This is a genomic window from Pseudomonas sp. NY15435 (assembly GCF_048068295.1).
Taxonomy (GTDB): domain Bacteria; phylum Pseudomonadota; class Gammaproteobacteria; order Pseudomonadales; family Pseudomonadaceae; genus Pseudomonas.
Map to the genome: position 1 here is coordinate 1 of NZ_JBLUQA010000013.1, position 25,173 is coordinate 25,173.

The window sequence follows — 25,173 nt, forward strand, 5'->3', positions numbered from 1 at the left end:
CGATGAGTAATCATCGACTCCAGTGCCCAGGTGGCGGAATTGGTAGACGCACTAGGTTCAGGTCCTAGCGGTGGCAACACCGTGGAAGTTCGAGTCTTCTCCTGGGCACCATCTTCAAACGAAAAAGCCGAGCACTGCTCGGCTTTTTCGTTTTCGGCTTTCCGCTATCCGGAACCCAAACCTCGCGTAGGAGCGGACTTTGTCCGCGATGTGCAACAGGCCGGCTCCAAGCTGCCGGTAATCAATCGCGGACAAAGTCCGCCCCTACGAAAAAGGCAGAGCCCTGCGCACCTTCACGCCTTGAATTGCCCGAGACTGGCGCGCAGCTGCCCTGCCAGGCCATCAAGCACGCGCCCACTGCTAGCCGTCGCACTCACCGCTTCCGCCGCGAGACTCGCCTCGGCATGGATCACCTCGACCCGCCCACGCACCGCCGCAGCGCCGGCTGCCTGTTGTTGCGCAGAATGCGTAGCCGCTTCGATAGCGCCGTGCACCTCTTCCACGGCACTCTGAACCTCACGCTGTAGCCGCTCACTGTCCTGCAGCGCGGCCAAGCCCTGCACCGCCTGCTCGCGCGCCTGACCGATGGCGGATACCGCCTCGCGCGCACCCTGCTGCAGCGCACCGATGTGCGACTGGATATCGCCGGTGGATTGCTGGGTCTTGCTGGCCAGCGCGCGCACCTCGTCCGCCACCACGGCAAAACCACGTCCGCTTTCGCCAGCGCGCGCCGCTTCGATGGCAGCATTGAGCGCAAGAAGGTTGGTCTGCTCGGCGATGCCGTGAATAACCGAAAGCACCACCTCGATCTGCTCGCTCTGCCGCGCCAGGCGCTCGATCACGCCAGCGCCACTCTGCACGCGGGATTCAAGGGTCTCGATCAGACCACCCACTTTGCGCGCGATGGCCGCATTGTCCTGCGCCGCCTTGCGGATCTCACCAACCCGCGCCAGTGCCGCCTGCATGGAGCGACTTTCCATTTCCGCTTCCGCTGCCATGCCGGAGAGCGCCTCCAGGCTGCCGGCCACTTCATTGCGCTGCCGATCTGCCGCCGCCTCGGCACTGGCGCTGCGGCTGGCCAGCGCGGCGATTTCACTGCCGGTCTGCTGCGCCACCTGCCCCGCCTCGCGCACGATAGGCTGCAGCTTGTCGACGAAACGGTTCACCGCCGTCGCCATCTCACCCAACTCATCACGGCTGTCCAGCCGCACGCGGCGAGTCAGGTCGCCCTCCCCGGCCGCGAGATCGTTCAGCGCGTCGATCAGCAGGCGCAAGCGATTCACCACGCGATGACCGAGCACCACCGCCAGGCACAGCAATACACCGAGCCCAACCAACAATAGCCCCATGCCGATACGCCAACGCAGGGTCCCAGCGGCGTCTTCGATGGACGCCTTCGCCCCCTGACTCATGCCGTCCGCCGCCTGCTTTGCCGATTGCAGACGCGCCTTGAGCGCCTTGGTGCTATCGGCCGCAGCGCCGGCGAGGCTATCGCCCACCAGTTGATCACCACTGGCGACCAGGGCGGAGAAGCGCTGGTCCAGCGCAGCAATCTGCTTCTCGATGGCATCGGTGGACACCCCCAGGCGCACCGTCCCGATGACCACACCGTTAGGACTGATTGGCGCCTCGACGAGGAACACCGAATCATCATGGCTCGCCGCTTCCAGCACTTTGTCCAGCGCGCGCTCGCCCTTGCCTTTGTCGAGCAGCGCCTTGACCCGCGCATCCTCGCGGTTCAGATAGCGAGTCAGGTGCTGGCCCTGCGGATCGTCATAGACCACGAAGAGCACATTGGGATTGGCCTGAGCGCGCCGAGCATAGTCGGACAGCACCGGCACATCGTTATCCCACATGGCCTTAGGCGCGACGGCGGCCAACAGTTGCGCCAATTCGGTGGCGGACTGGCGCAGGCTTTGCTCCAGCCCCCGACGCAATTCGCCCTGCTCTTCCTCCAGTCGCGCGGAGAGCGCAGAACCCAGGCGCTCCCGGGTGCGCGCAGAAAGGTCATTCAAGCCGGAGGTGACCTCCCGACCAGCTTCTTCCAACTCACCGGCCAGGCGTTGCGATTCGTTACCCAGGCGCGCACCCAGATCGCCGACAAGGCCATAAACAGTGCTACGGGTGAGCCACAGGGCAATCAGCAACTGCACCAGCAGCGCAATCCCCAGGGCGATAAAAGCGGGGCGCAGCAGGCGGCTGCGCAGAAGAGACAGGACGGCGGACACGGCGGGCTTCCTCCGGATGTAACGGATGTCTGGCGCGGAGCGCGCCAATCCGTTTCACCAGCAAAGCGCGTGCCGTCGCGCAGAATGCCCCGGAAACGACAACGGGCCGCATGAGCGGCCCGTTGTGGCATTCAGCTTGGAATCAGCCGAACGGATGGCGCAGGACGATGGTCTCGGCGCGGTCCGGGCCGGTGGAGATGATGTCGATGGGCGCACCGACCAGTTCCTCGATGCGCTTGATGTAAGCACGCGCATTGGCCGGCAGGCCTTCCAGGCTCTGCACGCCGACGGTGGACTCGCTCCAGCCCGGCAGATCTTCGTAGATCGGCTGCAGGCCGATGTAGCTGTCGGCATCGGTCGGTGCATCGGTCAGCAGCTCACCGGCGGCGTTCTGGTAGCCGGTGCAGATGCGCACGGTTTCCAGGCCGTCGAGGACGTCCAGCTTGGTCAGGCACAGGCCGGACAGGCTGTTGATCTCGATGGCGCGACGCAGGATGACAGCATCGAACCAGCCGCAACGACGGGCACGGCCGGTAGTGGCACCGAACTCGTGACCGACTTTGGCCAGACGTGCGCCAACGTCATCGAACAGCTCGGTCGGGAAGGGGCCGGAACCCACGCGAGTGGTGTAGGCCTTGGTGATACCCAGGATGTAGTCCAGGTACAGCGGACCGAAGCCCGAACCAGTGGCAGTGCCGCCTGCGGTGGTGTTGGAGCTGGTGACGAACGGATAGGTGCCGTGGTCGATGTCCAGCAGCGAGCCCTGAGCACCTTCGAACATGATGTTCTCGTTGGCGCGGCGCAGGTCGTGCAGGGTCGAGGTCACGTCAGTCATCAGCGGACGCAGCTCTTCGGCATAGGCCATGCACTCGTCCAGGGTCTTCTGGAAGTCGACGGCCGGTTCCTTGTAATAGTTCTGCAGGACGAAGTTGTGGTAGTCCAGCAGCTCACCCAGCTTGGCGGCGAAGCGCTCGCGGTGGAACAGGTCGCCCACGCGCAGGCCACGACGGGCCACTTTGTCTTCGTAGGCCGGGCCGATGCCGCGACCGGTGGTGCCGATCTTCGCGTCGCCGCGGGCCTTCTCGCGAGCCTGGTCCAGGGCCACGTGGAAGGACAGGATCAGCGGGCAGGAGGGGCTGATGCGCAGGCGCTCGCGCACCGGCACGCCCTTCTCTTCCAGCTTGGCGATCTCGCGCATCAGCGCGTCGGGCGCCAGCACCACACCGTTGCCGATCAGGCACTGCACGCCTTCACGCAGGATGCCCGACGGAATGAGGTGCAGAACGGTTTTCTCGCCGGCGACGACCAGAGTATGACCAGCGTTGTGGCCGCCCTGGTAACGCACCACGGCAGCAGCCTGGTCGGTCAGCAGGTCGACGATCTTGCCTTTGCCCTCATCACCCCACTGGGTGCCCAGGACTACGACATTCTTACCCATAACTCTTATCCCCATCGTGGATGTTCGGTGCCGGCCGCGGCCGGCGAAAACTCGAAGTGACGCGCCTCAGAGCGCAGCCACCTGCCAATTGCCATCGCGAACCAGCAGTTGCTGGTCGCAGCCCGCTTCGGTAGCCGAAGCCGCATCCTGCCCGGGCAGCGCCTGTACCACGCGCACACCCTGACGGCGCAGCTGCTGCACCGCCTGCCACAAGCCAGCACCATCGGCCGGCGCCCAGACTCCGGTGCGCGGCTCGTCGAGCTGGGCGCGGCCGAGAGTGACCAGGGTCTTGAGGTCGGTGGAGAAACCGGTCGCCGGACGAGCGCGACCGAAGTCGGCGCCGATGTCGTCGTAACGGCCGCCCTGGGCGATGGACTCGCCAACCCCAGGCACGAACGCGGCAAACACCACACCCGTGTGATAGTGATAGCCACGCAACTCGCCGAGATCGAAATACAGCGGCAGTTGCGGGAAGCGTGCGGCCAGCGAGTCGGCGATGGCGGTGATATCAGCCAGCGCGGCCTGCACGTTGGCCGGGGCGCCAGCGAGCACTTCGCGCGCCTGGTCCAGCACTTCGCGACTACCGCACAGCTCGGCGAGGGCGCGAAGCATACCGGCAAGCTCAGCAGGCAACCCTTCGGTCAGTGCCGCGACTTCGTCCACGGCCTTGCGCTGCAGCGCGTCGAACAGCAGTTGCTCGACTTCGCCGGACAGGCCAGCTGCCTGGGCCAGGCCACGGTAGATACCGACATGACCAAGGTCCATGTGCACGTCCGGTACCTGGGCCATCTCGAGCATGTCGAGCAGCAGGCTGATGACCTCTACGTCACCGGCTGAACCGGTATTGCCGTAGAGCTCGGCACCCAGCTGGATCGGGCTGCGCGAAGTGGCCAGCGCACGCGGGCGGGCATGCAGCACGCTGCCGGCGTAGCACAGGCGGTTCGGGCCTTCGCGACGCAGGCTGTGGGCATCCATGCGCGCCACTTGCGGCGTGATATCCGCACGGAACCCCATCAGACGGCCGGACGCCGGATCAGTGACCTTGAAGGTACGCAGGTCCAGATCCTGGCCGGCACCGGTCAGCAGGGATTCCAGGTATTCGATATGCGGGGTGACGACGAACTCGTATCCCCAGCGCTGGAACAAGTCCAGCACCTGACGGCGGGCTGCTTCAACGCGAGCCGCCTCCGGTGGCAGCACTTCTTCGATCCCATCTGGCAGCAGCCAGCGGTCTACCGTTGCCATGTCGCCTCTCTCCTTTTTTAGGCCGGGCGGCACTTCAATGAATGCAGTAAAGAAGGACGGTGCCAAGCAGCATGCTGCCCAGCCCGATGAGTCTCAGACTGCGGTCGCCAAGGCGCCCGAGCCCGCTCACGGCGTCGCGCCAGCCACGCGGATACAGGAATGGAAGGATGCCTTCCAGCACCAGCAACAGACAGAACGCCTTGCCCAATTCCTGCCACATGGCTCTCGTACATCATTCTCGCGGACGCAAAAAAGCCGGGATTTCCCGGCTGACCCATGATAACACGATTTCTCCGACGGGCGCTGCCGCCCGCCGGAGACTTTGACTTACGGTTTAGCTTTTTCCAGATAGCGGAAGAACTCGTTGCTCGGATCGAGCACCAGCACGTCCTTCTTGTCGGCAAAGCTCTCGCGGTAAGCCTTGAGGCTGCGGGTGAAAGCGTAGAACTCCGGATCGGCGGTGTAGGCCTTGGCGTAGATCGCCGCCGCCTTCGCATCGCCGTCACCGCGGGTTTCTTCCGACTCGCGATAGGCCTCGGCCAGCAGCACGCGACGCTGACGGTCGGCATCCGCGCGGATACCTTCGGCCAGTTCGCGACCCTTGGCGCGGTGCTCGCGGGCTTCCCGCTCACGCTCGGTGCTCATCCGCTCGAACACGCTGCGGTTCACTTCCTTGGGCAGGTCGATGGCCTTGACGCGAACGTCCACCACCTCGATACCCAATTCCTTCTGAGCCATGCGGTTCAGCGAAGCGGTGATATCACCCATCAGCGCATCACGCTCACCCGACACCACTTCGTGCAGGGTGCGCTTGCCGAACTGGTCACGCAGACCGGCTTCCAGACGACGGGACAGACGCTCGTCGGCGATCTGCTTCATGCCGGAAGTCGCGGTGTAGAAGCGCTCGGCATCGGAGACGCGCCACTTGGCGTAGGCATCGACCATCACCGCTTTCTTCTCCAGCGTCAGGAAGCGCTGGGTCGGCGAGTCCAGGGTCAGCAGGCGGCCGTCGAACTTGCGCACCGTGTTGACGTACGGAATCTTGAAGTGCAGGCCAGGCTTCACGTCCGGCTCGACCACGCGACCGAAGCGCAGCATCACGGCGCGCTCGGTCTGTTGCACCACGTAGACGCTGCTCCAGACGGCAACAGCAACCACCACACCCGCGATGAGGGCGATCAGGGACTTGTTACTCATCAGCGGCTCTCCCGGGTACGCGTGTCACGCTGCTGCAGGTCGCTGGCGACCCGCGAACCGATATCCGGCGTGCTACTGCTCGCGCTGGGCGCGGCGCTCGGAGCTGCCGAACCACGGCCATCCATCATCTTGTCCAGCGGCAGGTAGATCAGGTTGTTCTGACCTTGCTGGCCGGTGACCAGCACCTTGCTGGTCTGGCTCAGGACGTCCTGCATGGTGTCCAGGTACAGACGCTGACGGGTGACTTCCGGGGCCTTGTGATACTCGCCGGCCAGCTTGGCGAAGCGATCCGCCTCACCCTGGGCGCGGGAGACCACTTCATCGCGATAGCCGTTGGCTTCCTCGATGATGCGCTGGGCCTGACCACGGGCTTCGGGCACCACGCCATTGGCGTAGGCTTCGGCCTGGTTCTTCTCGCGCTGCTCGTCCTCGCGGGCACGGATCACGTCGTCGAACGCTTCCTGTACTTCACGCGGCGCGGCGGCGCTCTGGATGTTCACCTGGGTCACCGTGATACCGGTCTTGTAGGTATCGAGGAAGCGCTGCAGGCGATCACGCACCTCGGTGGCCATCTGTTCACGGCCCTCGGTGAGGATCTTGTCCATGGTCGTGGAGCCGGCCACGTGGCGCAGGGCGCTTTCGGTGGCGTGCTGCAGGCTCACTTCCGGCTGGTCGACGTTGAGCACGAAGTCCTTCAGGTTGCTGACCTTGTACTGCACGGTCAGCGGAACCTCGACGATGTTCTCGTCCTCGGTGAGCATCTGACCCTGCTTGCTATAGGCACGCTCGCGGGTGACGTTCTCCTGGAACTTCTTGTCGATCGGCGGGAAGTAAATGTTCAGGCCGGGACCAACGGTCTCGTGGTACTGACCGAAGCGCAGGATCACTGCCTGCTCCTGTTCGTCCACGACGTAGATGGCGTTGTACAGCCACAGCACGGCGAGGATCGCCAGGCCGATACCGAACAGACCGAGGCTACCGCCCCGACCACTGCCGCCACCGCCCGAACCACTGCCGCGCTTGGGTTTGCCGAAAATTCCGTTCAGGCTGTCTTGCAGCTTGCGGAAGGCCTCATCCAGATCAGGCGGGCCCTGGCGACCACCACCACGGCGTCCACCCCAGGGGTCCTGGTCGTTCTTGTTCGAGTTGTCACCCGGCTCATTCCAAGCCATAGCGCTCTCCATCTGATAACGCGAAAACGCGCCTACGGCGCGCCCACCTATGCTACCGAATGCCCCTTACCCTGCCAAAAACAGAGTGCCGGGCTTTATTGCAAAGTGTGTTGCGCAATGAACTCCGCCGGCTGCCAGCCTTCGCGGCTCACCATGCGGTTCAACTCGACACGCGGCAGGCGGACCTGCAAAACGGCGCGTCCTTGTTCGTCGTGATTCTCCGACTGTACCGCACCCAGCTCGAAGAACTGAGCACGAAGTCGCCCGAGGCGCTGTGGCAGGCAGAGCGTTCCAACGAACATGTCCTCCCCCAGCAACTCGGAAATCGCCTGTTCCAGCAGCTCCAGCCCACGCGACTCCCGCGCCGACAGCCAGACGCGGACCGGCTTGCCCAGCTCGTCGCGCTGGATCATTGGTTGCAAATCCGGGAGCAGGTCGATCTTGTTGTACACCTCGAGCATCGGCAACTCGTTCGCGCCGATTTCCTTGAGCACCGCCAGCACCTGTTCGATCTGTGCATCGCGATCCGGCTCGTGGGAGTCGATCACATGCAGCAGCAGGTCGGAGTTGCTGGATTCTTCCAAGGTAGCCCGAAACGCCTCCACCAGCTTGTGCGGCAGGTGGCGAATGAAGCCCACGGTGTCGGCCAGCACGATCGGCCCGACGTCATCCAGCTCCAGACGGCGCAGGGTCGGGTCGAGGGTGGCGAACAACTGGTCGGCTGCGTAGACCTCCGAAGTGGTCAGCGCATTGAACAGCGTGGACTTGCCGGCGTTGGTGTAGCCCACCAGGGACACCGCCGGAATCTCCGCACGGCGACGGCCACGACGAGCCTGCTCGCGCTGGCTGCGGACCTTTTCCAGGCGGGACTTGATCTGGCGGATGCGCCCACGCAGCAGGCGGCGGTCGGTTTCCAGCTGGGTTTCACCCGGACCACGCAGGCCGATACCGCCTTTCTGGCGTTCAAGGTGAGTCCAGCCGCGCACCAGACGCGTGCTCATGTGTTCCAACTGGGCAAGCTCCACCTGCAGCTTGCCCTCATGGGTCCGGGCGCGCTGGGCGAAGATATCGAGGATCAAACCCGTACGATCGAGCACGCGGCACTCGAGCGCTCGCTCAAGGTTGCGCTCCTGGCTCGGCGTAAGGGTGTGATTGAAGATGATCAGCTCGACCTTCTCGGCGTGGACGAGGTCGTGCAACTCTTCGACCTTGCCGCTGCCGATCAGGTACTTGGCTGAGGGCTGATGGCGCGAAATGCTGACGAAAGCAACCGATTCCGCGCCTGCCGAACGGGCCAGCTCCTGGAATTCCTGCGGGTCTTCGCGCGCCTCGGGGTCCTGACCTTCCAGATGGACCAGAATGGCCCGTTCCCCACCACCCGGGCGCTCAAAGAACAAGGCGGACTCCCGTCAAACGTTGCCCGGCTCAGCCGGTTGATCACCGGTGGGCAGGCGCACGGGGCGGCTGGGAACCACGGTGGAAATCGCATGCTTGTAGACCATCTGGCTGACAGTGTTCTTCAGCAGGATGACGAACTGGTCGAAGGATTCGATCTGACCCTGCAGCTTGATGCCGTTGACCAGGTAGATGGAAACCGGAACGCGTTCTTTGCGCAGGGTATTGAGGTAAGGGTCTTGTAGCGAATGCCCTTTTGACATATGCCGCACTCCTTGTAAGGGTAAAAAACTGATTTAGTAGTAGTCGAATTTGGCTTAACGCCGTCCTGAACCCCAAGGATAGACGGCCGGAATTAAGGTCTCGAGCCTATATGGAGACCGCCTCAAAGTATTTCAAGGCACGCGGCAAATTGTCGCTTGCCTGACTGTCCAACCAGTGTAGATCGCTCCAGCTGCGGAGCCAGGTGAACTGGCGCTTGGCCAGCTGCCGCGTGGCGATGACGCCGCGCTCCACCATCTCAGCGTAGGACAGTTTGCCCTCGAGGTAATCCCATACCTGTCGGTAACCCACCGCTCTTATGGAAGGAAGCCCCACGTGCAAGTCATTCCTTGCGCGAAGGCGTTCGACCTCGGCGATGAAGCCCTGTTCCAGCATCTGGTCAAAACGTTGCGCGATACGCTCGTGCAATACCTGACGCTGCAGAGGCGCAATCGCCAGATGAGCCACAGTATACGGTAATTGTCCACCACCTTGCGCGCCGGGACCCGCATTTTCACTCGCCTGGCGAAGGCGGTGTGCAGTCATGGACATACCGCTTACACGGTAGACCTCGAGGGCCCGGACAAGGCGCTGGGGGTCATTGGGATGGATACGCGCAGCCGACTCCGGATCAACCCGGGCCAGCTCCTCGTGCAGGGCGCCCCAGCCTTCGGCGGCGGCCCAGGCTTCCAGCTCGGCACGCACGGCGGGATCGGCGCTGGGCATGTCAGCCAGGCCTTCCAGCAACGCCTTGAAATACAACATGGTGCCGCCGACCAGCAGCGGAATCCTCCCGGCTGCGGTGATCTCAGCCATGGCGGCCAGGGCATCGGCGCGGAATTCCGCCGCCGAATAGGCCTCACTGGGGTCGCGGATGTCGATCAGGCGATGCGGAAATTCCTCCAGCACCTCGCGGGGCGGCTTGGCGGTGCCGATATCCATGCCGCGATAGATCAGCGCCGAATCCACGCTGATCAGTTCCACCGGCAGCAGACGCGCCAGCTCCAGCGCCAGGTCGGTCTTGCCGGCGGCGGTGGGGCCCATGAGGAATATCGCGGGAGGCAGGGACATCGGACGCTCGTTATTACTAAGTGCAGTCATTGCGCACTGCTGAATCGATTGGCGCGCAGTTTACTGCACTTTCCTGAACGCAACCTTACGAAAATCAACGCCCGCGCAGGAAAAGCTTGTCCAGTTCGTCGAGTCCCAGCTGGGTCCAGGTCGGCCGGCCGTGGTTGCACTGGCCGCTGCGCTCGGTCACTTCCATGTCACGCAGCAGGCCATTCATTTCCGGCAGGGTGAGCCGGCGATTGGCGCGCACGGCGCCGTGACAGGCCATGGTGCCAAGCAGCTCGTTGAGATGCGCCTGGATGCGGTCGCTGGTGCCGTATTCCAGCAGATCGGCGAGCACGTCGCGCACCAACTGGGTAGCCTCGGCCTGTTTGAGCAGCGCGGGAATCTGGCGGATTGCCAGGCTTTCCGGGCCAAGCCGCTGCAGCTCGAAGCCGAGCCTGGAGAACCAGCTGCCATGTTCCTCGGCGCAGTCCGCCTCGCGTTCGCTGACGGCAATGGACTCGGGCACCAGCAGCGGCTGGCCGCGCAGGCCTTCGCTGGCCATGGCGGTCTTCAGGCGCTCATACATGATGCGCTCGTGGGCGGCGTGCATATCCACCAGCACCAGCCCATGGGCATTCTCCGAGAGGATGTAAATGCCCTTGAGCTGCGCCAGCGCGTAACCGAGCGGCGGCACGTCCTGGCTACTTTCCGGCAGGGCTTGCGGCACCTGGTCGGCAAGCGGAGCGAAATAGGCCTTGTAGGCGCCCTGGGCCTCCTGGATCGGCGGTATTTCCGGGCGCGTGGGCTGATAGCTGTAGCCGCCACCGCCGCCAGAACCACCCGACGACGGGCTCGGCTGCCAGGCACGCGCGGCGGCCGGGGCCTCCAGCACAGTCTCGGACAGGCGCATCTCACCCTGCGGGCCGAACTCGCCGGCTTCCGCACCGGTCGGGCGCGGCACGGTCAGGCTGGTCGCGCCCGGCGGCGCCAACTGGTCGTCCGGGCGCACTTCCGCCAGCGCCCGGTGCAGGGTGCCGTAGAGGAAGTCGTGGACCATGCGGCTGTCGCGGAAACGCACTTCGTGCTTGGTCGGGTGGACGTTGACGTCCACCACCGACGGGTCGACCTCGAAGAACAGCACGAAGGTCGGATGCCGGCCGTTGTACAGCACGTCGCGATAGGCCTGGCGTACCGCGTGGGCGACCAGCTTGTCGCGCACCATGCGGCCGTTCACGTAGAAATACTGCAGGTCCGGCTGGCTGCGGGAGAACGTCGGCAGCCCAACCCAGCCCCACAGGTGCAGGCCATTGCGCTCCACTTCGATGGGCAAGGCCTGTTCGAGGAAGCCGCTGCTGCACACGGCGCCGACGCGGCGGGCGCGGGAGGCTTCGTCCTTGGCTTCGTGCAGCGAGAGGATGGTCTTGCCGTTGTGGCGCAGGTGGAACGCCACGTCGAAGCGCGCCAGCGCGAGACGCTTGATGACTTCCTGCAGGTGATCGAACTCGGTCTTCTCTGCGCGCAGGAACTTGCGCCGCGCCGGGGTATTGAAGAACAGATCGCGCACTTCGATGCTGGTGCCCACCGGGTGGGCCGCCGGCTTCACCGTGGACTCCATGTCACGGCCCTCGACTTCCACCTGCCAGGCCTGCTCGGCGTCGGCGGTGCGCGAGGTCAGGGTCAGCCGCGAGACGGAGCTGATCGACGCCAGCGCTTCGCCGCGAAAGCCCAGGCTCATCACCCGTTCCAGGTCTTCCAGCTCGCGAATCTTGCTGGTGGCGTGGCGCGCCAGCGCCAGCGGCAGGTCATCGGCCGGAATGCCGCTACCGTCGTCGCGCACGCGCAGCAGCTTGACGCCGCCCTGCTCGACTTCGACGTCGATGCGCTTGGCGCCGGCGTCCAGGCAGTTTTCCAGCAATTCCTTGATGACCGAAGCAGGTCGCTCGACCACTTCGCCGGCAGCGATCTGGTTCGCCAGCCGCGGGGTGAGCAGCTGGATACGGCGCACGTCACTCATTGCTGCGACGCCAGGGAGGTGCCCGGAATCTTCAGCACCTGACCAATCTTCAGCTCGTCGCTCTTGAGCGAGTTGGCGCTGCGGATCGAGGACGTGCTGACATCGAAGCGGCTGGCCACCATCGCCAGGCTGTCGCCACTGCGCACGACATACTCACGCGGTCCGGAAGCCAACTGGCCACCGTCGCGCAGCGAGGCGATGTAGGTACCCGGCGGCGGGGTCTGCACGAAGTACTGGCGCACACCGGCAGCGATGGAGCGTGCCAGGGCCTGCTGGTGCGAACCGCTGGCCAGCTTGGCGGATTCGTTCGGATTGGAGATGAAGCCGGTTTCCACCAGGATCGACGGGATATCCGGGGACTTCAGCACCATGAAGCCGGCCTGTTCCACGCGGCGCTTGTGCAGCGGGGTGACGCGGCCGACGCTGGTCAGCACCTTGTGGCCGACATCCAGGCTGGAGGACATGGTGGCGGTCATCGACAGGTCGAGCAGCACGCCGGCGAGCATCTTGTCCTTGTCGTCGAGGTTCACGCCGCCGTCGCCGCCGATGAGGTCGGAACGGTTTTCCGTATCGGCCAGCCAGCGCGCGGTCTCGGAGGTGGCGCCACGATCGGACAGGGCGAACACCGAGGCCCCGAAGGCGCTGCGGCTGGGCGCGGCGTCGGCATGGATGGAGACGAACAGGTCGGCGCCCTTCTTGCGGGCGATCACGGTGCGGTTGCGCAGCGGGATGAAGTAGTCGCCGGTGCGCGTCAGTTCGGCGCGGAAGCCTTTCATCTGGTTGATCTGCCGCTGCAGTTCGCGGGCGATCGACAGGGTGATGTTCTTCTCGTGCAGGCCGTTCGGTCCGAGGGCGCCGGGGTCTTCGCCGCCGTGGCCGGCGTCGATGGCAATCACGACATCGCGCTTGCCGCCGCTGCTGGGCGCGGGAATCTTGGCGACCGACTGCACAGGGCTGACCGGCGTGGCAGGCACACTGGGAGTCGGTGTGGCGGGGACGTCCGGGGCGATGTCGGCGCCCTGGTCATACAGATCGACGACCAGGCGGTTGCCGTACTGCTGGTTCGGCGGCAGCACGAAGCTCTTGGGCGTGACCTGGTTCTTCAGGTCCAGCACCAGGCGCAGGTCGGTGGGCGAGCGCTGGGCAGAGCGCATCGCGGTGATCGGCGTGTTGCTCAGCTTGAGCTTGTCGAGGGCGGCGGACATCTGCGCGCCATTGATATCGACGACGATGCGGTTGGGCGCACTCAGGGTGAACAGACTGTGCTGCACGGGGCCGGACAGGTCGAACACCAGGCGTGTGTTGTCCGGCGCGCGCCAGATGCGCACGCTCTTGATTTGCGTGGCGGCAGAAACCTCACCGGCAAAGAATGCCAGCAGAACGGACACCCCGATAAACAACGCCCGAAGGCGCAACCCCCAACCCATCTTTTTTCTATGCTCCCGTGGCCAGGGCGGCACACCAGGCTTCGCCCCGTGTTCCGTGCGGGTCTAGGCGCAGCATGCGTCCGCCCGCATGCGGAACAATGGTAATGTCCATGTCGGCCTTTGGCAAAATGCCTTTGCCACGCTCCGCCCACTCGATCAGGCACAACGCGTCGCCTTCGAAGTAGTCGCGGATGCCGAGGAACTCCAGTTCCTCAGGGTCGGCGAGGCGGTAGAGGTCGAAGTGAAAGGCGCGCAGATCGCCGATTTCGTAGGGCTCGACCAGGGTGAAGGTCGGGCTTTTTACCGCTCCGCCATGGCCCAATCCCCGCAGGATGCCGCGCGACAGCGTGGTCTTGCCCGCCCCCAGATCCCCATGCAGATAGATCACCCCGCGCCCGCCGGTCGCCTCGGCGATTCGCCGACCAAGATCGACCATGGCGTCTTCGCCGTCGGCGAACAGATTCAGTTCAGGCATGGGCACAACTCCTCGAGCAACTGACGAACGGCAGGAATCAGATCGGCGGCAGCCAGTCCGCGCCCTTGCGCGCCAAGCGACTCGCCAGCGCGCGCATGCAGCCAGACTGCCAGGCACGCGGCATCGAAAGCAGGCAGCCCCTGCGCCAGCAGCGCACCGAGGATGCCGGAGAGCACATCACCCAGTCCGGCGCCCGCCATGGCGGGATGCCCGTGATTGCACAGCGCCAGGCGGCCATCCGGGGAGGCGACCAGGCTGCCGACTCCCTTGAGCACGACCTCAGCCTGATAACGCTGCGCCAGCGCGTGAGCGGCTTTCGGCCGGTCAGCCTGGACCTCGGCGGTGGAAATACCCAGCAGACGAGCCGCCTCGGCCGGATGGGGTGTGATCACCCAGTCGCCGGACGGACGAGCGACCAGACCTTCAGCCAGCAGGTTGAGCGCATCCGCGTCCCACACCTGTCGACGCTCCAGGCTCGCGGCAGCGCTGACCAGCACACGCCCCCAGGCTTCGCGGCCGGCACCGGGGCCGACCACCAGCACATCGGCGCGCTCGGCAAGGCGCAGCAGCTCGGCAGAAGAAGAGACACCGCGCGCCATCAGCTCAGGCCGGCGAGCCAGTGCAGCAGGCACGTGGGCGGCACGGGTCGCCAGGGAAACCAGACCGGCGCCGCAGCGCAGCGCGCTCTCGGCGGCCAGCAGCACGGCGCCGCCCATGCCGGTATCGCCGCCGATCACCAGCGCGTGGCCGAACAGGCCCTTGTGCGCGGCCTTCGGCCGTGAGGCCAGGCGCGACAGGGATGCCGGAGCGAGTCGGCGCGCAACGCATGTCTCGGGAATCAGGGCCGGATCGGCCTCCAGCTCATCGAACGCCAGTTCGCCGCACTGGTCGGGGCCGCTGGCGGTGAACAGGCCGAACTTGAGGCCGATGAAGGTCACGGTGAGGTCGGCCTGCACCGCGCACCCCAGGACTTGCCCGGTATCGGCACTCAAGCCGGAGGGGATATCCACCGCCAATACCGGCAAGCCGCTGGCGTTGATCGCCGCAATGGCCGAGGCATAGGGCTCGCGCACCTCGCCGCCCAGACCGGTGCCCAGCAATGCATCCACCAGCACGCCACGCAGTTCGGCGCGGTCACTCCAGGCGTCGATATCCACCCCGCCGGCACGCGCCTCACCATGGGCCGAGGCCGCATCGCCGGAGAGGCGCGAGGCATCACCTACCGCCAGCACGCGCACGCGCCAGCCGGCGCGCAAGGCCAGGGCAGCGATCAGATAGCCGTCGCCAGCGTTGTTCCCGTGGCCGGCCAGCACAGTGATTTCGCCGGCATCCGGCCATTGGCGGCGCAGCGCGCGCCAGGCGGCATGGGCGGCGCGGCGCATCAGTTCGAAGCCGGACGTGCCGGCGGCGATCAGGCGCGCGTCGAGGTCGCGCACCTGCTGAGCGCTGTACAGATTAAGGGGCAGTTCGTCGTGGGCAGTCATCGCGGTTCCGGGCGGCAGAATGTGTCGCCTGAGAGCCTGTTCAAAAGCATGCGAGCTAGAGCAGAGCAAGGCAAAAAGAGACGAGAAAGCACAGTTTACTGCTGTAAATGAGCATTCCGAGTCTGTTTCTAACGCAGCTCTGCCGACGCGCAGCAGATTTCGAGCGGCTCTTGGCGTACGGGCGGGCCGACGCCGGCCAGGTCTGGCAGAATTATACGCACCCCGACTTCCGTTTCCCGCCTTCCATGCACGATTCAACACTCGACTACGCCAACCTCGCCCTCTCCATCAAGGACTGGGGGCGCGAACTCGGCTTCCAGCAGGTCGGCATCAGCGGGCTGGACCTGGAGACGCATGGCGAGCACCTGCAACGCTGGCTGGAAGCGGGCTACCACGGCGAAATGGACTACATGGGCGCCCATGGCAGCAAACGCTGGCGGCCGGACGAGCTGGTGCCCGGCACGCTACGGGTCGTATCGCTGCGCATGGACTACCTGCCCGGCGACACGCGCATGGCACAGGTGCTGGGCGATGCCGAGAAGGCCTACGTCTCGCGCTACGCCCTGGGCCGCGACTACCACAAGCTGATCCGCAAGCGCCTGCAGCAACTGGCCGAGCGCATCCAGCAGCGGATCGGGCCATTCGGCTTCCGCGCCTTCGTTGACAGCGCGCCAGTGCTGGAAAAGGCCATCGCCGAGCAATCGGGCCTGGGCTGGATCGGCAAGAACACCCTGGTGCTCAATCGCAAGGCCGGCAGCTACTTCTTCCTCGGCGAGCTGTTCACCGACCTGCCGCTGCCAGTGGACGAGCCGCACGGCACGGAGCACTGCGGGCGCTGCACGGCCTGCATGGACATCTGCCCCACCGCCGCCTTCGTCGCGCCCTATGTGCTGGATGCGCGGCGCTGCATTTCCTACCTGACCATCGAGCTGAAGGGCTCGATTCCCGAAGACTTGCGCCCGTTGATTGGCAACCGCGTGTTCGGCTGCGACGACTGCCAGATGGTCTGCCCGTGGAACCGCTTCGCCCGCGCCACCGACCAGGGCGACTTCCAGCCACGCCACAGCCTGGACAACGCCGCACTGGCGGAGCTGTTCCTGTGGACAGAGGAGGAGTTCCTCAGCCGCACCGAGGGCTCGCCGTTGCGGCGCGCCGGCTACGAGCGCTGGCTGCGCAACCTGGCCGTGGGGCTGGGCAATGCGCCTTCGACCATCCCGGTGATCGAGGCGCTGCGCGCGCGGCGGGAGTTCCCGTCGGAACTGGTGCGCGAGCATGTGGCGTGGGCGCTGGGCCGCCACAACGCCTGAAGCTTGGGGCTATTAGTAGGAGCGAGCTTGCTCGCGAACAGCCCCCGCAGCGGAGTCGGTTCGCGAGCAAGCTCGCTCCTACCAAGAGCCATCAGCTCAGAGCTTGATGAAGTGCTCGCGGTAGTAACGCAGTTCGGCGATGGACTCACGAATGTCGTCCAGGGCCAGGTGGGTGTTGCCTTTCTTGAAGCCGTCGCGCACCGCCGGGGCCCAGCGCGCGGCCAGCTCCTTGAGGGTGGAGACGTCCAGGTTGCGGTAGTGGAAGTAGCCTTCCAGCTTCGGCATGTGGCGATAGAGGAAGCGGCGGTCCTGGCAGATGCTGTTGCCGCAGATCGGCGAGCTGCGCTTGGGCACCCACTTTTCCAGGAAGGCGATGGTCATCGCCTCGGCTTCGGCTGCCGAGATGGTGCTCTCACGCACGCGCTGGGTCAGGCCGGACTGGCCGTGCTGGCGGGTGTTCCACTCATCCATGCCGGCGAGCAGCTCCTCGCTCTGGTGCACGGCGATCACCGGGCCTTCCTCGAGGATGTTCAGGTCACTGTCGGTGACGATGGTCGCCATCTCGATGATGACGTCCTTGTCCGGGTCCAGCCCGGTCATTTCCAGGTCGATCCAGATCAGGTTCTGTGGGTTCTGCATGATGGGGCTCCTCAGCTCAGCCCTCTAGTTTAGCGGGAAGCACGCCGCCGCATGCTAAACTGCGGCGCGATTTTCCCTGTGGATACCCTATGGCCAAGCGTCACCTCACCCGCCGGCAGAGCTGGCGGATCGAAAAAGTCCAGGAAGAGCGCGCTGCCCGCGCCGCCAAACGCGAATCGCGTGCCCTGGAAGAACTGGAAGGCGGCGACCTCGGCCCGGAGCAGACAGGCCAGGTGATTGCCCACTTCGGTGTGCAGGTGGAAGTCGAGGCCCAGGACGGCGACGCCGCCGGCCAGGTATTCCGCTGTCACCTGCGCGCCAACCTGCCGCCGCTGGTGACGGGCGACCAGGTGGTCTGGCGGCCGGGCAACCAGGGCATCGGCGTGATCGTTGCGCAGTTGCCGCGCACCTCCGAGCTACGTCGCCCGGACATGCGTGGCGTGCTCAAGCCGGTGGCGGCCAACGTCGATCGCATCGTCATCGTCTTCGCGCCGCGCCCGGAACCCCACGCCAATCTCATCGATCGCTACCTGGTGGCTGCCGAACACGCGGGCATCAAGCCGCTGCTGCTGCTGAACAAGGCCGACCTGATCGACGAGGACAATGCCCCCTTCCTCGATTCGCTGCTGGGCACCTACCGCGAGCTGGGCTACCCGCTGCTGGAGGTTTCCGCCTTCAACGGACTGGCCCTGGACGCCCTGCGCGCCGCGCTGAACGAGCACGTCAGCGTGTTCGTCGGCCAGTCGGGCGTGGGCAAGTCGTCGTTGGTGAACGCGCTACTGCCGGGCGTCGACACCCGCGTTGGTGATCTGTCGGAAGTCACCGGCAAGGGCACCCACACCACCACCACTGCTCGGCTGTTCCACTTCCCCGCCGGCGGCGATCTTATCGACTCCCCCGGCATCCGCGAATTCGGCCTCGGCCATGTCAGCCGTGACGATGTGGAAGCGGGCTTCATCGAATTCCACGATCTGCTCGGCCATTGCCGCTTCCGCGACTGCAAGCACGACCGCGAGCCCGGCTGTGCATTGCTCAAGGCGCTGGAAGACGGACGTATTTCGCCGCAGCGGATGGCCAGCTACCGGCACATTCTTGCCAGCCTGCCGGAAGACGAATATTGATGGGCAAGTGAGCGTCGGTCGTCCGCGGCGCGGAGGCTGCGGCCCCCCTGTAGGAGCGAGCTCGCTCGCGAACCGCCCAGCGACGGCACTGCAAGTGGACTCTGTTCGCGAGCAAGCTCGCTCCTACAAAAAGCCTCTCGCCGATCTGGGGCGAAAAGGCGAAGAAAAAGGCCAGCTTTTCAGCTGGCCTTTTTCGTTCATCACTGCTGCTTGTTCAATTCGTCGAGCTTCAGCGTGCCGCCGTCATCGAACAGGTTGAGCTTCTGCTTGAGCTGGTCCGGCGGCAGCGGGTCGCCCTGCCCGGTCGCCGGCTTGGCCGGCGCGCCATTGGTCGCGGCAGCGCCGGGAGCTGCGCCATCGGCAGGTTTGTCGCCTCCGCCATCCTGACCTTCGATGGCACGTTGGGCCTTCTTGGTCAGGACGATGATGTCAATGCGGCGGTTCACCGGGTTGAGCGGCTGGTCGCGGTCGAACAGCGCGGACGAGGCGTAGCCCACCACGCGGGCGATCTGGTCTTCCGGGTAGCCACCGGCTTCCAGCGCGCGACGCGCGGCGTTGGCGCGGTTGGCCGAAAGCTCCCAGTTGCCGAAATCGCCGTTGCCGGCGTAGGGCTTGGCGTCGGTGTGGCCGCTGATGCTGATCTTGTTCGGCACCTGCTTGATGGTCTCGGCCAGCGCCAGCAGGATGTCCTCGAAGTACGACTGCAAACGCGCACTGCCCAGGTCGAACATCGGCCGGTTGTCCGAGTCGACGATCTGGATGCGCAGGCCGTCCTGGGTGATCTCGAAGAGAATCTGGTCCTTGAAGCGCTTCAGGGTCGGGTTCTCGTCGACCTTGTTCTGCAATTCCTGCAGCAGCAGCTCCAGACGCTCCTTTTCCACCTGCTCGGCGACGTCCTGAGCCTGCTGCTCGGTAATCTTGGCGTTCTCGTCCGGATTGATGCGCGTCTCGTCGGCGTCCGGCTGGGCCTGGATCTGCGGGTTCAGCGTCTTGTCCGGCGCCGGCGTCGGCGTGCCGCCCAGGTCAATGACGTAGGGGCTGGCGCTCTCGGTAAAACCGATCGGGTCCTGGAAGTAGCCGGAGATGGCCTTCTTCTGCTCCGGCGTGGCCGAGGACAGCAGCCAGAGCACCAGGAAGAACGCCATCATGGCGGTGGCGAAGTCGGCGAAGGCGATCTTCCAGCCACCGCCATGGTGGCCAGCGGCATAGCGCTTGATGCGCTTGACGATGATCGGCTGGTTGTTATCCATGCTTAGCGCCCACGTACCGCCTGTTCCAGCTCACTGAAGCTGGGACGGTGTGCCGGCAGCAGCACCTTGCGGCCGAATTCGACGGCCAGCGACGGTGGCATGCCGGAGGCGGACGCCACCAGGCAGGCCTTGATCGCTTCGTAGAGATTCAGCTCTTCCTTGGCGTCGTGCTCCAGGGCGTTGGCCAGCGGGCCGACGAAACCGTAGGCGGCGAGAATACCGAGGAAGGTACCCACCAGCGCCGCGGCGACATGGTGGCCGATCTCGGCCTGGCTGCCCTGACCGAGCAGGGCCATGGTGATCACGATGCCCAGCACCGCGGCGACGATACCGAAGCCCGGCAGGGCGTCGGCGACGCGGGTCACGGCGTGGGACGGATGTTCGAAGTCTTCCTTGAGGCTGCCCAGTTCCATGTCGAACAGGCCCTCGAGTTCGTGGGGCGCCATGTTGCCGGAGGACATGATGCGCAGGTAGTCGCAGACGTACGCGGTCATGCGTTCGTCCTTGAGCACCGCCGGGTACTTGCTGAAGATCGGGCTGGCAGCCGGATCCTCGACATCGGCCTCGATGGCCATCATGCCTTCGCGGCGGCTCTTGTTGAGCACTTCGTAGAGCATGCCCAGCACTTCCAGGTAGAAGGTGTGGGTGAAGCGGTTGCCGAACATCTTCGGCGCCTTCTTCAGCACGGTCATGAAGGTGCTGCCAGGGTTGGCCTGGAGGAACGCGCCCAGCGCGGCGCCGCCGATGATCAGCACTTCGAACGGCTGGATGATGGCCGCGATCTTGCCGCCGGAGAGCATGTAGCCGCCGAGCACGCTACCCAGAATGACGATGATGCCGATGATTTTTGCCATGGGGACCGGACTGAAACTGTGAACAGAAAGGAGGCATGATTCCCGCCTCCCTGTTGTTATCGGAGATTTCGGGCAAGACTATAGGCCGAAAACACTAAAAACCAGTTCGGCGCCTTACGCATGTCAAAGCAAATGCTTCATCCAGAGCGTCTCAAGGCCTGGCTCACGCAGCTGGAAAATCTGCCTTTGCCGGTTCCGCTGGAGCAGCGCGATGATATTCGCCGCGCGCTGAACGACAGCCGCCGCTCGATCCGCGACATCGCCGAACTGCTGCAGGACGCGCCAACCCTGGCCTTCGCCATCCTGCGCGAGGCCAACCGCGCCGAGAGCGCTCGGAGCAATCCGGCGGAAAGTCTGGAAGTCGCCCTTAACCGCCTGGGCCTGACCCGCGTCACCCAATTGCTCGACAGCCTGCCGGCGATGCCCGAAGCGCAGATGCCCCGCGCCCTGAGCCAATTGCTGCTGATCAGCCGCCATGCCATGCAGCAGGCCAGCGGCCTGTTCGCCAACCGCCTGGCGCGGCTGTGGCAGGAAATCCACTGGGGCAGCCTGTTCACCCTCGCCCCGCTGTGGGCACTGGCCAGCGCCAGACCGGAACTGATGGAAAGCTGGCAGCGCCAGGTCTACGGCCTGGGCCGCTGCAGCAGCGAAGTCGAAGAGGAACTGCTCGGCACTCGCCTGCTGCCGCTGTGCCGCGCGCTGGCCGACAGCTGGCGGCTGCCGGATTGGGTCGGCCAGGGCTACGCCCTGCTCAGTGACGACAAGCGTCTGCTGGTACGCGCGCTGCACGTTGCCCACACCGAACACGAACCGCTCGGCCAGCAACAACGCCTGGACGCCGACCCGGAATTGCAACGCTGGCTGACCCGACCGGCCAACACCATCCTGCTGGCCAACAGTCTGGCCATGGCCGCGCATCAGTCCTGGGGCGGCGTGCACATGCTGCGCTGGCAGCGCCTGACCAGCCTTTATCTGCAGATGCCGCTGGAGGAACTGCAACAGACCGTCCACGGCCTCGCCGCGCAGAGCGCCCGCCGCCATGCCCGCCCACTCCTCTGGCACCCCGCCGAGGCGCTGCTGTGGCCCTGGGATGCGCGCCGCTGGCTCAACGGGCCGAAGGCCGAGGAACCGGCCAAGGCACCGGACACCCTCGCCGAATGGCGCCAGCACTGCACCCGCCTGATGCAGACGCCCAGCCCCTTCGGCAACGCCGTGCAATTGCTCGACTGCGCCACCGCTGCGCTGCAAGCCTGCGGGCTGCAACGCGGGATGATCCTGCTGGCCGACAAGGGCGGCAGTTGGTTGCAGGCGCGCCGGCACTTCGGCCTGGACGGCGAGATTGGCGACTTCAAGCTGGAAGTCGCCGCCAGCCCGGTGCTGCGCAAACTCCTGCGACAACCCGGGCAACTGCGCCTGAGCCCGGCCAACATGGCCGAGTTCTCGGCACTGATACCCGGCTCGCTGAAGGCGCTGCTGCCCAGCGAACATCTGCTGCTGCGCTCGCTGGGCAACGGCGCGCGAGTGGTCATGCTGGTCGTCTCCGACCGTCATGGACAGCCGCTGGCTGACTTGCACGCTCAAGCCTTCGGCCGCACCGTGCAGTGCATCGAGCACGCGGTGAAGCAGATGGCGCGGGGTTCCTGATCCGCGAAAGGTTTGCGCCCCGCCGTCTCCCCTTTAAACTAACCGCCCTCAGAACCCGTTCAACGTCTCGCCGAGCGCAGCTCAGGCAGACAGTGGACAGCTTCTCACGGGGTAGCCCAAGGCGCCTGCTCGCCTTGCCTCCCCCACCTTTTCCGCCGGGAGTCTCCGTCATGTCCGCCTTCTCCGCCCTGCCCCTGGTGATCGAACCGGCTGACCTCGCCAGCCGCCTCGACGCCCCCGAGCTGATCCTGGTCGACCTGACCAGCGCCGCACGCTACGCCCAGGGCCACATCCCCGGCGCCCGTTTCGTCGCCCCCGCGCGTACCCAATTGGGTGGCACACCGGCTCCGGGCCTGCTGCCGGCCAAGGCCGACCTGGAAGCACTGTTCGGCGAACTGGGCCACAACCCCGATGCTGTCTATGTGGTCTACGACGACGAAGGCGGCGGCTGGGCCGGCCGCTTCATCTGGTTGCTGGACGTGATCGGCCACGACAAGTACCACTACGTCGATGGCGGCCTGCACGCCTGGCTCGCGGACAACCTACCGCTCTCCGAAGACGTCCCGGCACCGGCCGGCGGCCCGCTGCCGCTGACCCTGCACGACGAACCCACCGCCACCCGCGAATACCTGCAGAGCCGCCTCGGCGCCGCCGACCTGGCCATCTGGGACGCGCGCAACCCCAGCGAGTACAGCGGCCAGAAAGTCCTCGCCGCCAAGGCCGGCCATGTGCCCGGCGCCGTCAATTTCGAATGGACCGCCGGCATGGACCCGGCCCGCGCCCTGCGCATCCGTACCGATATGCCGCAGATCCTCCAGGACCTGGGCATCACCAAGGACAAGGAAGTGATCACCCACTGCCAGACCCACCATCGTTCCGGCTTCACCTACCTGGTGGCCAAGGCCCTCGGCTATCCGCGGGTCAAGGGCTATGCCGGTTCCTGGTCGGAATGGGGCAACCATCCCGACACCCCCGTAGAGGTTTAAGGAATGTCGTTCAAAGATCGTCTGTTCATCCTCGCCCAGTACCTGCTGCCGCATCACCTGCTGTCGCGCCTGATCGGCTGCGCCGCGGAATGCCGCGCGCCCTGGTTCAAGGACCGCCTGATTCCCTGGTTCGCCCGCCGTTACCGGGTGGACATGCGCGAAGCCCAGGTCGAGGACCTGCGTGCCTATGAGCACTTCAACGCCTTCTTCACCCGCGCCCTGAAAGACGGTGCTCGTCCGCTGGACGAAACCGCCGACGCGGTGCTCTGCCCCGCCGACGGCGCCATCAGCCAGCTCGGCCCGATCGAGCATGGCCGTGTATTCCAGGCCAAGGGCCACAGCTACAGCCTGATGGAGCTGCTGGGCGGCGACGCCGAGCGCGCCGCGCCCTTCATGGGCGGCGAGTTCGCCACCGTCTACCTGTCGCCCAAGGACTACCACCGCGTGCACATGCCGCTGGCCGGCACCCTGCGCGAGATGGTCTACGTGCCGGGCCGCCTGTTCTCGGTGAACCAGTTGACCGCCGAGCAGGTGCCGGAGCTGTTCGCCCGCAACGAGCGCGTGGTCTGCATCTTCGACACCGAGCGCGGGCCGATGGCCGTCGTGCTGGTTGGCGCGATGATCGTCGCCTCCATCGAAACCGTGTGGGCCGGCCTGGTGACTCCACCCAAGCGTGAGCTGAAGTCCTTCTCCTACGACGAAGCCTCCCGTGCGCCGATCCACCTGGAGAAAGGCGCCGAGCTGGGCCGCTTCAAGCTGGGCTCCACCGCCATCGTGCTGTTCGGGCCGGAGCAAGTAAGTTGGGCGGAAAACCTCGCCGCCACCAGCGCCGTGCGCATGGGCGAGCGCCTGGGTGGTGCGCGCCAGGGCTAAGGCCCGCCCTCCATAAGGCGGGTGGCCAACGAGTCGCCCGCCACTGCTTTTCGCCTCATCGTGCCAGCTCCCTGCCATGAAACGCTTTCTGCACCTGATGGGCTGGCGCGCCAACGCCACCAGCCATCTTGAAAAATGGCTCTCCGCAATCGGAGCGCTGTGCGGCATCGCCGCCATCTATGCCGTAACCCACTGGGTCCTGCCCAGCGAAGCGGCCATCTGGGTCGTCGCCTCCATGGGCGCCAGCGCCGTGCTGCTGTTCGCCGTCCCCCACGGCGTACTGTCGCAACCCTGGGCCGTACTCGGCGGCCAGGTGCTCTCGGCCCTGGTCGGGGTGATCTGCCAGAAACTCTTCCCTGACCAGAGCTTCACTCCCGCCCTCGCGGTAGCGGCGGCGATCCTGGTCATGCATTACGCCCGCTGCATCCACCCGCCCGGCGGCGCCACCGCACTGGCGGCAGTGTCTGGCGGCCCAGCGATCAGCGCCCTGGGGTTCCACTACGTACTCAGCCCGGTGTTGCTCAATGTGGTACTGATCCTCGCCGTTGCGGTGGCCTTCAACGGCCTGTTCGCCTGGCGCCGCTATCCCGCACCGCTGGCGCGCCTGCCCGCCACGCCGAAGCTGCCCACAGGTCCGGCCCCGGAGGACCTGTACCACGCGCTGCGCAAGATGGATTCATACATCGACGTGCAGTTCGACGACCTGCTGAAGATTCTCCAACTGGCCCAGGAGCATGCCCAGGCGCAGCGCCTGACGCCCGAGGACATACTACTCGGTGCCAGCTACAGCAACGCCCTGAGCGGCGATGTCTGGGCCGTGCGCCAGGTGATCGACGACCACCCGGACAAGCGCAGCCGCCAGGACCAGGTGGTCTACAAGGTGGTCGCCGGCGCCGGCAAGGGCAATACCGGCGTCTGCCGGCGCCAGGATCTGCTCGACTGGGCCGCCCACCCAGTGATCGCCCAGGGCGACGGCTGGGTACGCAGCACCGCGCAGGACTCGGCGAAGAACGCCCTGCAACGCCAGCTCAAAGGGGAAACGCCACTGCCGTGACCTGTCCGCGCACCATCCGGGCGATGGGCTGCGGCGGGCGACGGATGCTGCTA

22 protein-coding genes and 1 tRNA gene are annotated in these 25,173 nt (G+C 65.6%); 7 read left to right on the forward strand and 16 right to left on the reverse strand.

Annotated features, from left to right (window positions below; translation table 11 throughout):
- Positions 1-24 precede the first annotated feature (24 nt).
- Positions 25-111: transfer RNA gene (locus ACNFH5_RS25130), tRNA-Leu, on the forward strand.
- A 182-nt stretch (positions 112-293) separates the two neighbouring features.
- On the opposite strand, the gene ACNFH5_RS25135 is transcribed toward ACNFH5_RS25130, so the two are convergent.
- The 13 genes from ACNFH5_RS25135 to ACNFH5_RS25195 all read right to left on the reverse strand — a co-directional run bounded on the left by ACNFH5_RS25135 (position 294) and on the right by ACNFH5_RS25195 (position 15,392).
- Positions 294-2,228 carry a methyl-accepting chemotaxis protein gene (locus ACNFH5_RS25135; protein WP_416750737.1) on the reverse strand — a complete coding sequence of 645 codons (1,935 nt, stop codon included), beginning with the start codon at positions 2,226-2,228 and terminating at the stop codon, positions 294-296.
- Positions 2,229-2,370: 142 nt separating this feature from the next.
- Positions 2,371-3,666 carry an adenylosuccinate synthase gene (locus tag ACNFH5_RS25140; RefSeq protein ID WP_236171299.1) on the reverse strand — a complete coding sequence of 432 codons (1,296 nt, stop codon included), beginning with the start codon at positions 3,664-3,666 and terminating at the stop codon, positions 2,371-2,373.
- A gap of 66 nt (positions 3,667-3,732) precedes the next feature.
- Positions 3,733-4,911 (reverse strand): ATP phosphoribosyltransferase regulatory subunit, encoded by a 1,179-nt coding sequence (locus tag ACNFH5_RS25145; protein WP_416750740.1) that lies wholly within the window; start codon positions 4,909-4,911, stop codon positions 3,733-3,735.
- A 34-nt stretch (positions 4,912-4,945) separates the two neighbouring features.
- A complete protein-coding gene (locus ACNFH5_RS25150) occupies positions 4,946-5,131 on the reverse strand; it encodes a DUF2065 domain-containing protein (RefSeq protein WP_138524140.1) in 186 nt (61 codons plus the stop codon).
- A gap of 107 nt (positions 5,132-5,238) precedes the next feature.
- On the reverse strand, positions 5,239-6,108 hold the full coding sequence (gene hflC / locus ACNFH5_RS25155; protein ID WP_081515534.1) for a protease modulator HflC: 870 nt from the start codon (positions 6,106-6,108) through the stop codon (positions 5,239-5,241).
- The gene (gene hflK, locus ACNFH5_RS25160) at positions 6,108-7,280 is read right to left on the reverse strand and encodes an FtsH protease activity modulator HflK (RefSeq protein WP_416750742.1); all 1,173 of its coding nucleotides are present in this window, start codon (positions 7,278-7,280) and stop codon (positions 6,108-6,110) included. The genes hflC and hflK overlap by 1 nt, the downstream gene beginning before the upstream one ends.
- A 95-nt stretch (positions 7,281-7,375) precedes the next feature.
- A complete protein-coding gene (hflX, locus tag ACNFH5_RS25165) occupies positions 7,376-8,677 on the reverse strand; it encodes a ribosome rescue GTPase HflX (RefSeq protein WP_045216226.1) in 1,302 nt (433 codons plus the stop codon).
- Positions 8,678-8,689: 12 nt separating this feature from the next.
- Positions 8,690-8,938, reverse strand: coding sequence for an RNA chaperone Hfq (hfq, locus tag ACNFH5_RS25170; protein ID WP_017520393.1), 249 nt, complete (start codon positions 8,936-8,938; stop codon positions 8,690-8,692).
- A gap of 106 nt (positions 8,939-9,044) precedes the next feature.
- On the reverse strand, positions 9,045-10,007 hold the full coding sequence (gene miaA, locus ACNFH5_RS25175) for a tRNA (adenosine(37)-N6)-dimethylallyltransferase MiaA (protein ID WP_416750745.1): 963 nt from the start codon (positions 10,005-10,007) through the stop codon (positions 9,045-9,047).
- A 94-nt stretch (positions 10,008-10,101) separates the two neighbouring features.
- A complete protein-coding gene (gene mutL / locus ACNFH5_RS25180; RefSeq protein WP_416750747.1) occupies positions 10,102-12,006 on the reverse strand; it encodes a DNA mismatch repair endonuclease MutL in 1,905 nt (634 codons plus the stop codon).
- Positions 12,003-13,433 carry an N-acetylmuramoyl-L-alanine amidase AmiB gene (amiB, locus tag ACNFH5_RS25185; RefSeq protein WP_416750749.1) on the reverse strand — a complete coding sequence of 477 codons (1,431 nt, stop codon included), beginning with the start codon at positions 13,431-13,433 and terminating at the stop codon, positions 12,003-12,005. Before amiB ends, mutL begins: the two co-directional genes overlap by 4 nt.
- Positions 13,434-13,440: 7 nt before the next feature.
- Positions 13,441-13,908 carry a tRNA (adenosine(37)-N6)-threonylcarbamoyltransferase complex ATPase subunit type 1 TsaE gene (tsaE, locus tag ACNFH5_RS25190; protein WP_416750752.1) on the reverse strand — a complete coding sequence of 156 codons (468 nt, stop codon included), beginning with the start codon at positions 13,906-13,908 and terminating at the stop codon, positions 13,441-13,443.
- Entirely contained in the window at positions 13,896-15,392 is a 1,497-nt protein-coding gene (locus ACNFH5_RS25195; RefSeq protein WP_416750754.1) for an NAD(P)H-hydrate dehydratase, read from the reverse strand. The genes tsaE and ACNFH5_RS25195 overlap by 13 nt, the downstream gene beginning before the upstream one ends.
- Positions 15,393-15,637: 245 nt before the next feature.
- Here ACNFH5_RS25195 and queG point away from each other — a divergent pair, with 245 nt between their 5' ends.
- A complete protein-coding gene (queG, locus tag ACNFH5_RS25200) occupies positions 15,638-16,699 on the forward strand; it encodes a tRNA epoxyqueuosine(34) reductase QueG (protein ID WP_416750756.1) in 1,062 nt (353 codons plus the stop codon).
- Between the two features lie 96 nt (positions 16,700-16,795).
- Here the strand turns inward: queG and orn are convergent, their stop codons facing one another.
- Positions 16,796-17,338 (reverse strand): oligoribonuclease, encoded by a 543-nt coding sequence (gene orn / locus ACNFH5_RS25205; protein WP_088416176.1) that lies wholly within the window; start codon positions 17,336-17,338, stop codon positions 16,796-16,798.
- A gap of 89 nt (positions 17,339-17,427) precedes the next feature.
- Between orn and rsgA the strand changes: the two genes are divergently transcribed.
- On the forward strand, positions 17,428-18,459 hold the full coding sequence (gene rsgA / locus ACNFH5_RS25210) for a small ribosomal subunit biogenesis GTPase RsgA (protein WP_416750759.1): 1,032 nt from the start codon (positions 17,428-17,430) through the stop codon (positions 18,457-18,459).
- Between the two features lie 200 nt (positions 18,460-18,659).
- On the opposite strand, the gene motB is transcribed toward rsgA, so the two are convergent.
- Positions 18,660-19,709 (reverse strand): flagellar motor protein MotB, encoded by a 1,050-nt coding sequence (gene motB / locus ACNFH5_RS25215; RefSeq protein WP_416750761.1) that lies wholly within the window; start codon positions 19,707-19,709, stop codon positions 18,660-18,662.
- Positions 19,710-19,711: 2 nt separating this feature from the next.
- Entirely contained in the window at positions 19,712-20,563 is an 852-nt protein-coding gene (gene motA / locus ACNFH5_RS25220) for a flagellar motor stator protein MotA (RefSeq protein ID WP_416750763.1), read from the reverse strand.
- 120 nt (positions 20,564-20,683) lie between these two features.
- Here motA and ACNFH5_RS25225 point away from each other — a divergent pair, with 120 nt between their 5' ends.
- The 4 genes from ACNFH5_RS25225 to ACNFH5_RS25240 all read left to right on the forward strand — a co-directional run bounded on the left by ACNFH5_RS25225 (position 20,684) and on the right by ACNFH5_RS25240 (position 25,120).
- A complete protein-coding gene (locus tag ACNFH5_RS25225) occupies positions 20,684-22,207 on the forward strand; it encodes an HDOD domain-containing protein (protein WP_416750765.1) in 1,524 nt (507 codons plus the stop codon).
- A 170-nt stretch (positions 22,208-22,377) separates the two neighbouring features.
- Positions 22,378-23,193 carry a thiosulfate sulfurtransferase gene (gene rhdA, locus ACNFH5_RS25230; RefSeq protein WP_416750767.1) on the forward strand — a complete coding sequence of 272 codons (816 nt, stop codon included), beginning with the start codon at positions 22,378-22,380 and terminating at the stop codon, positions 23,191-23,193.
- Positions 23,194-23,196: 3 nt separating this feature from the next.
- Positions 23,197-24,066, forward strand: coding sequence for an archaetidylserine decarboxylase (asd, locus tag ACNFH5_RS25235; RefSeq protein ID WP_416750769.1), 870 nt, complete (start codon positions 23,197-23,199; stop codon positions 24,064-24,066).
- Positions 24,067-24,142: 76 nt separating this feature from the next.
- Positions 24,143-25,120 (forward strand): HPP family protein, encoded by a 978-nt coding sequence (locus tag ACNFH5_RS25240; protein ID WP_416750771.1) that lies wholly within the window; start codon positions 24,143-24,145, stop codon positions 25,118-25,120.
- Positions 25,121-25,173 lie beyond the last annotated feature (53 nt).

Bases quoted from the DNA above. Each gene is read 5' to 3' on its own strand.
- ACNFH5_RS25140 (WP_236171299.1), bottom strand. From the start codon at position 3,666: ATGGGTAAGAATGTCGTAGTCCTGGGCACCCAGTGGGGTGATGAGGGC.
- ACNFH5_RS25145 (WP_416750740.1), bottom strand. From the start codon at position 4,911: ATGGCAACGGTAGACCGCTGGCTGCTGCCAGATGGGATCGAAGAAGTG.
- ACNFH5_RS25150 (WP_138524140.1), bottom strand. From the start codon at position 5,131: ATGTGGCAGGAATTGGGCAAGGCGTTCTGTCTGTTGCTGGTGCTGGAA.
- hflC (WP_081515534.1), bottom strand. From the start codon at position 6,108: ATGAGTAACAAGTCCCTGATCGCCCTCATCGCGGGTGTGGTGGTTGCT.
- hflK (WP_416750742.1), bottom strand. From the start codon at position 7,280: ATGGCTTGGAATGAGCCGGGTGACAACTCGAACAAGAACGACCAGGAC.
- hfq (WP_017520393.1), bottom strand. From the start codon at position 8,938: ATGTCAAAAGGGCATTCGCTACAAGACCCTTACCTCAATACCCTGCGC.
- miaA (WP_416750745.1), bottom strand. From the start codon at position 10,007: ATGTCCCTGCCTCCCGCGATATTCCTCATGGGCCCCACCGCCGCCGGC.
- mutL (WP_416750747.1), bottom strand. From the start codon at position 12,006: ATGAGTGACGTGCGCCGTATCCAGCTGCTCACCCCGCGGCTGGCGAAC.
- amiB (WP_416750749.1), bottom strand. From the start codon at position 13,433: ATGGGTTGGGGGTTGCGCCTTCGGGCGTTGTTTATCGGGGTGTCCGTT.
- tsaE (WP_416750752.1), bottom strand. From the start codon at position 13,908: ATGCCTGAACTGAATCTGTTCGCCGACGGCGAAGACGCCATGGTCGAT.
- ACNFH5_RS25195 (WP_416750754.1), bottom strand. From the start codon at position 15,392: ATGACTGCCCACGACGAACTGCCCCTTAATCTGTACAGCGCTCAGCAG.
- queG (WP_416750756.1), top strand. From the start codon at position 15,638: ATGCACGATTCAACACTCGACTACGCCAACCTCGCCCTCTCCATCAAG.
- orn (WP_088416176.1), bottom strand. From the start codon at position 17,338: ATGCAGAACCCACAGAACCTGATCTGGATCGACCTGGAAATGACCGGG.
- rsgA (WP_416750759.1), top strand. From the start codon at position 17,428: ATGGCCAAGCGTCACCTCACCCGCCGGCAGAGCTGGCGGATCGAAAAA.
- motB (WP_416750761.1), bottom strand. From the start codon at position 19,709: ATGGATAACAACCAGCCGATCATCGTCAAGCGCATCAAGCGCTATGCC.
- motA (WP_416750763.1), bottom strand. From the start codon at position 20,563: ATGGCAAAAATCATCGGCATCATCGTCATTCTGGGTAGCGTGCTCGGC.
- ACNFH5_RS25225 (WP_416750765.1), top strand. From the start codon at position 20,684: ATGTCAAAGCAAATGCTTCATCCAGAGCGTCTCAAGGCCTGGCTCACG.
- rhdA (WP_416750767.1), top strand. From the start codon at position 22,378: ATGTCCGCCTTCTCCGCCCTGCCCCTGGTGATCGAACCGGCTGACCTC.
- asd (WP_416750769.1), top strand. From the start codon at position 23,197: ATGTCGTTCAAAGATCGTCTGTTCATCCTCGCCCAGTACCTGCTGCCG.
- ACNFH5_RS25240 (WP_416750771.1), top strand. From the start codon at position 24,143: ATGAAACGCTTTCTGCACCTGATGGGCTGGCGCGCCAACGCCACCAGC.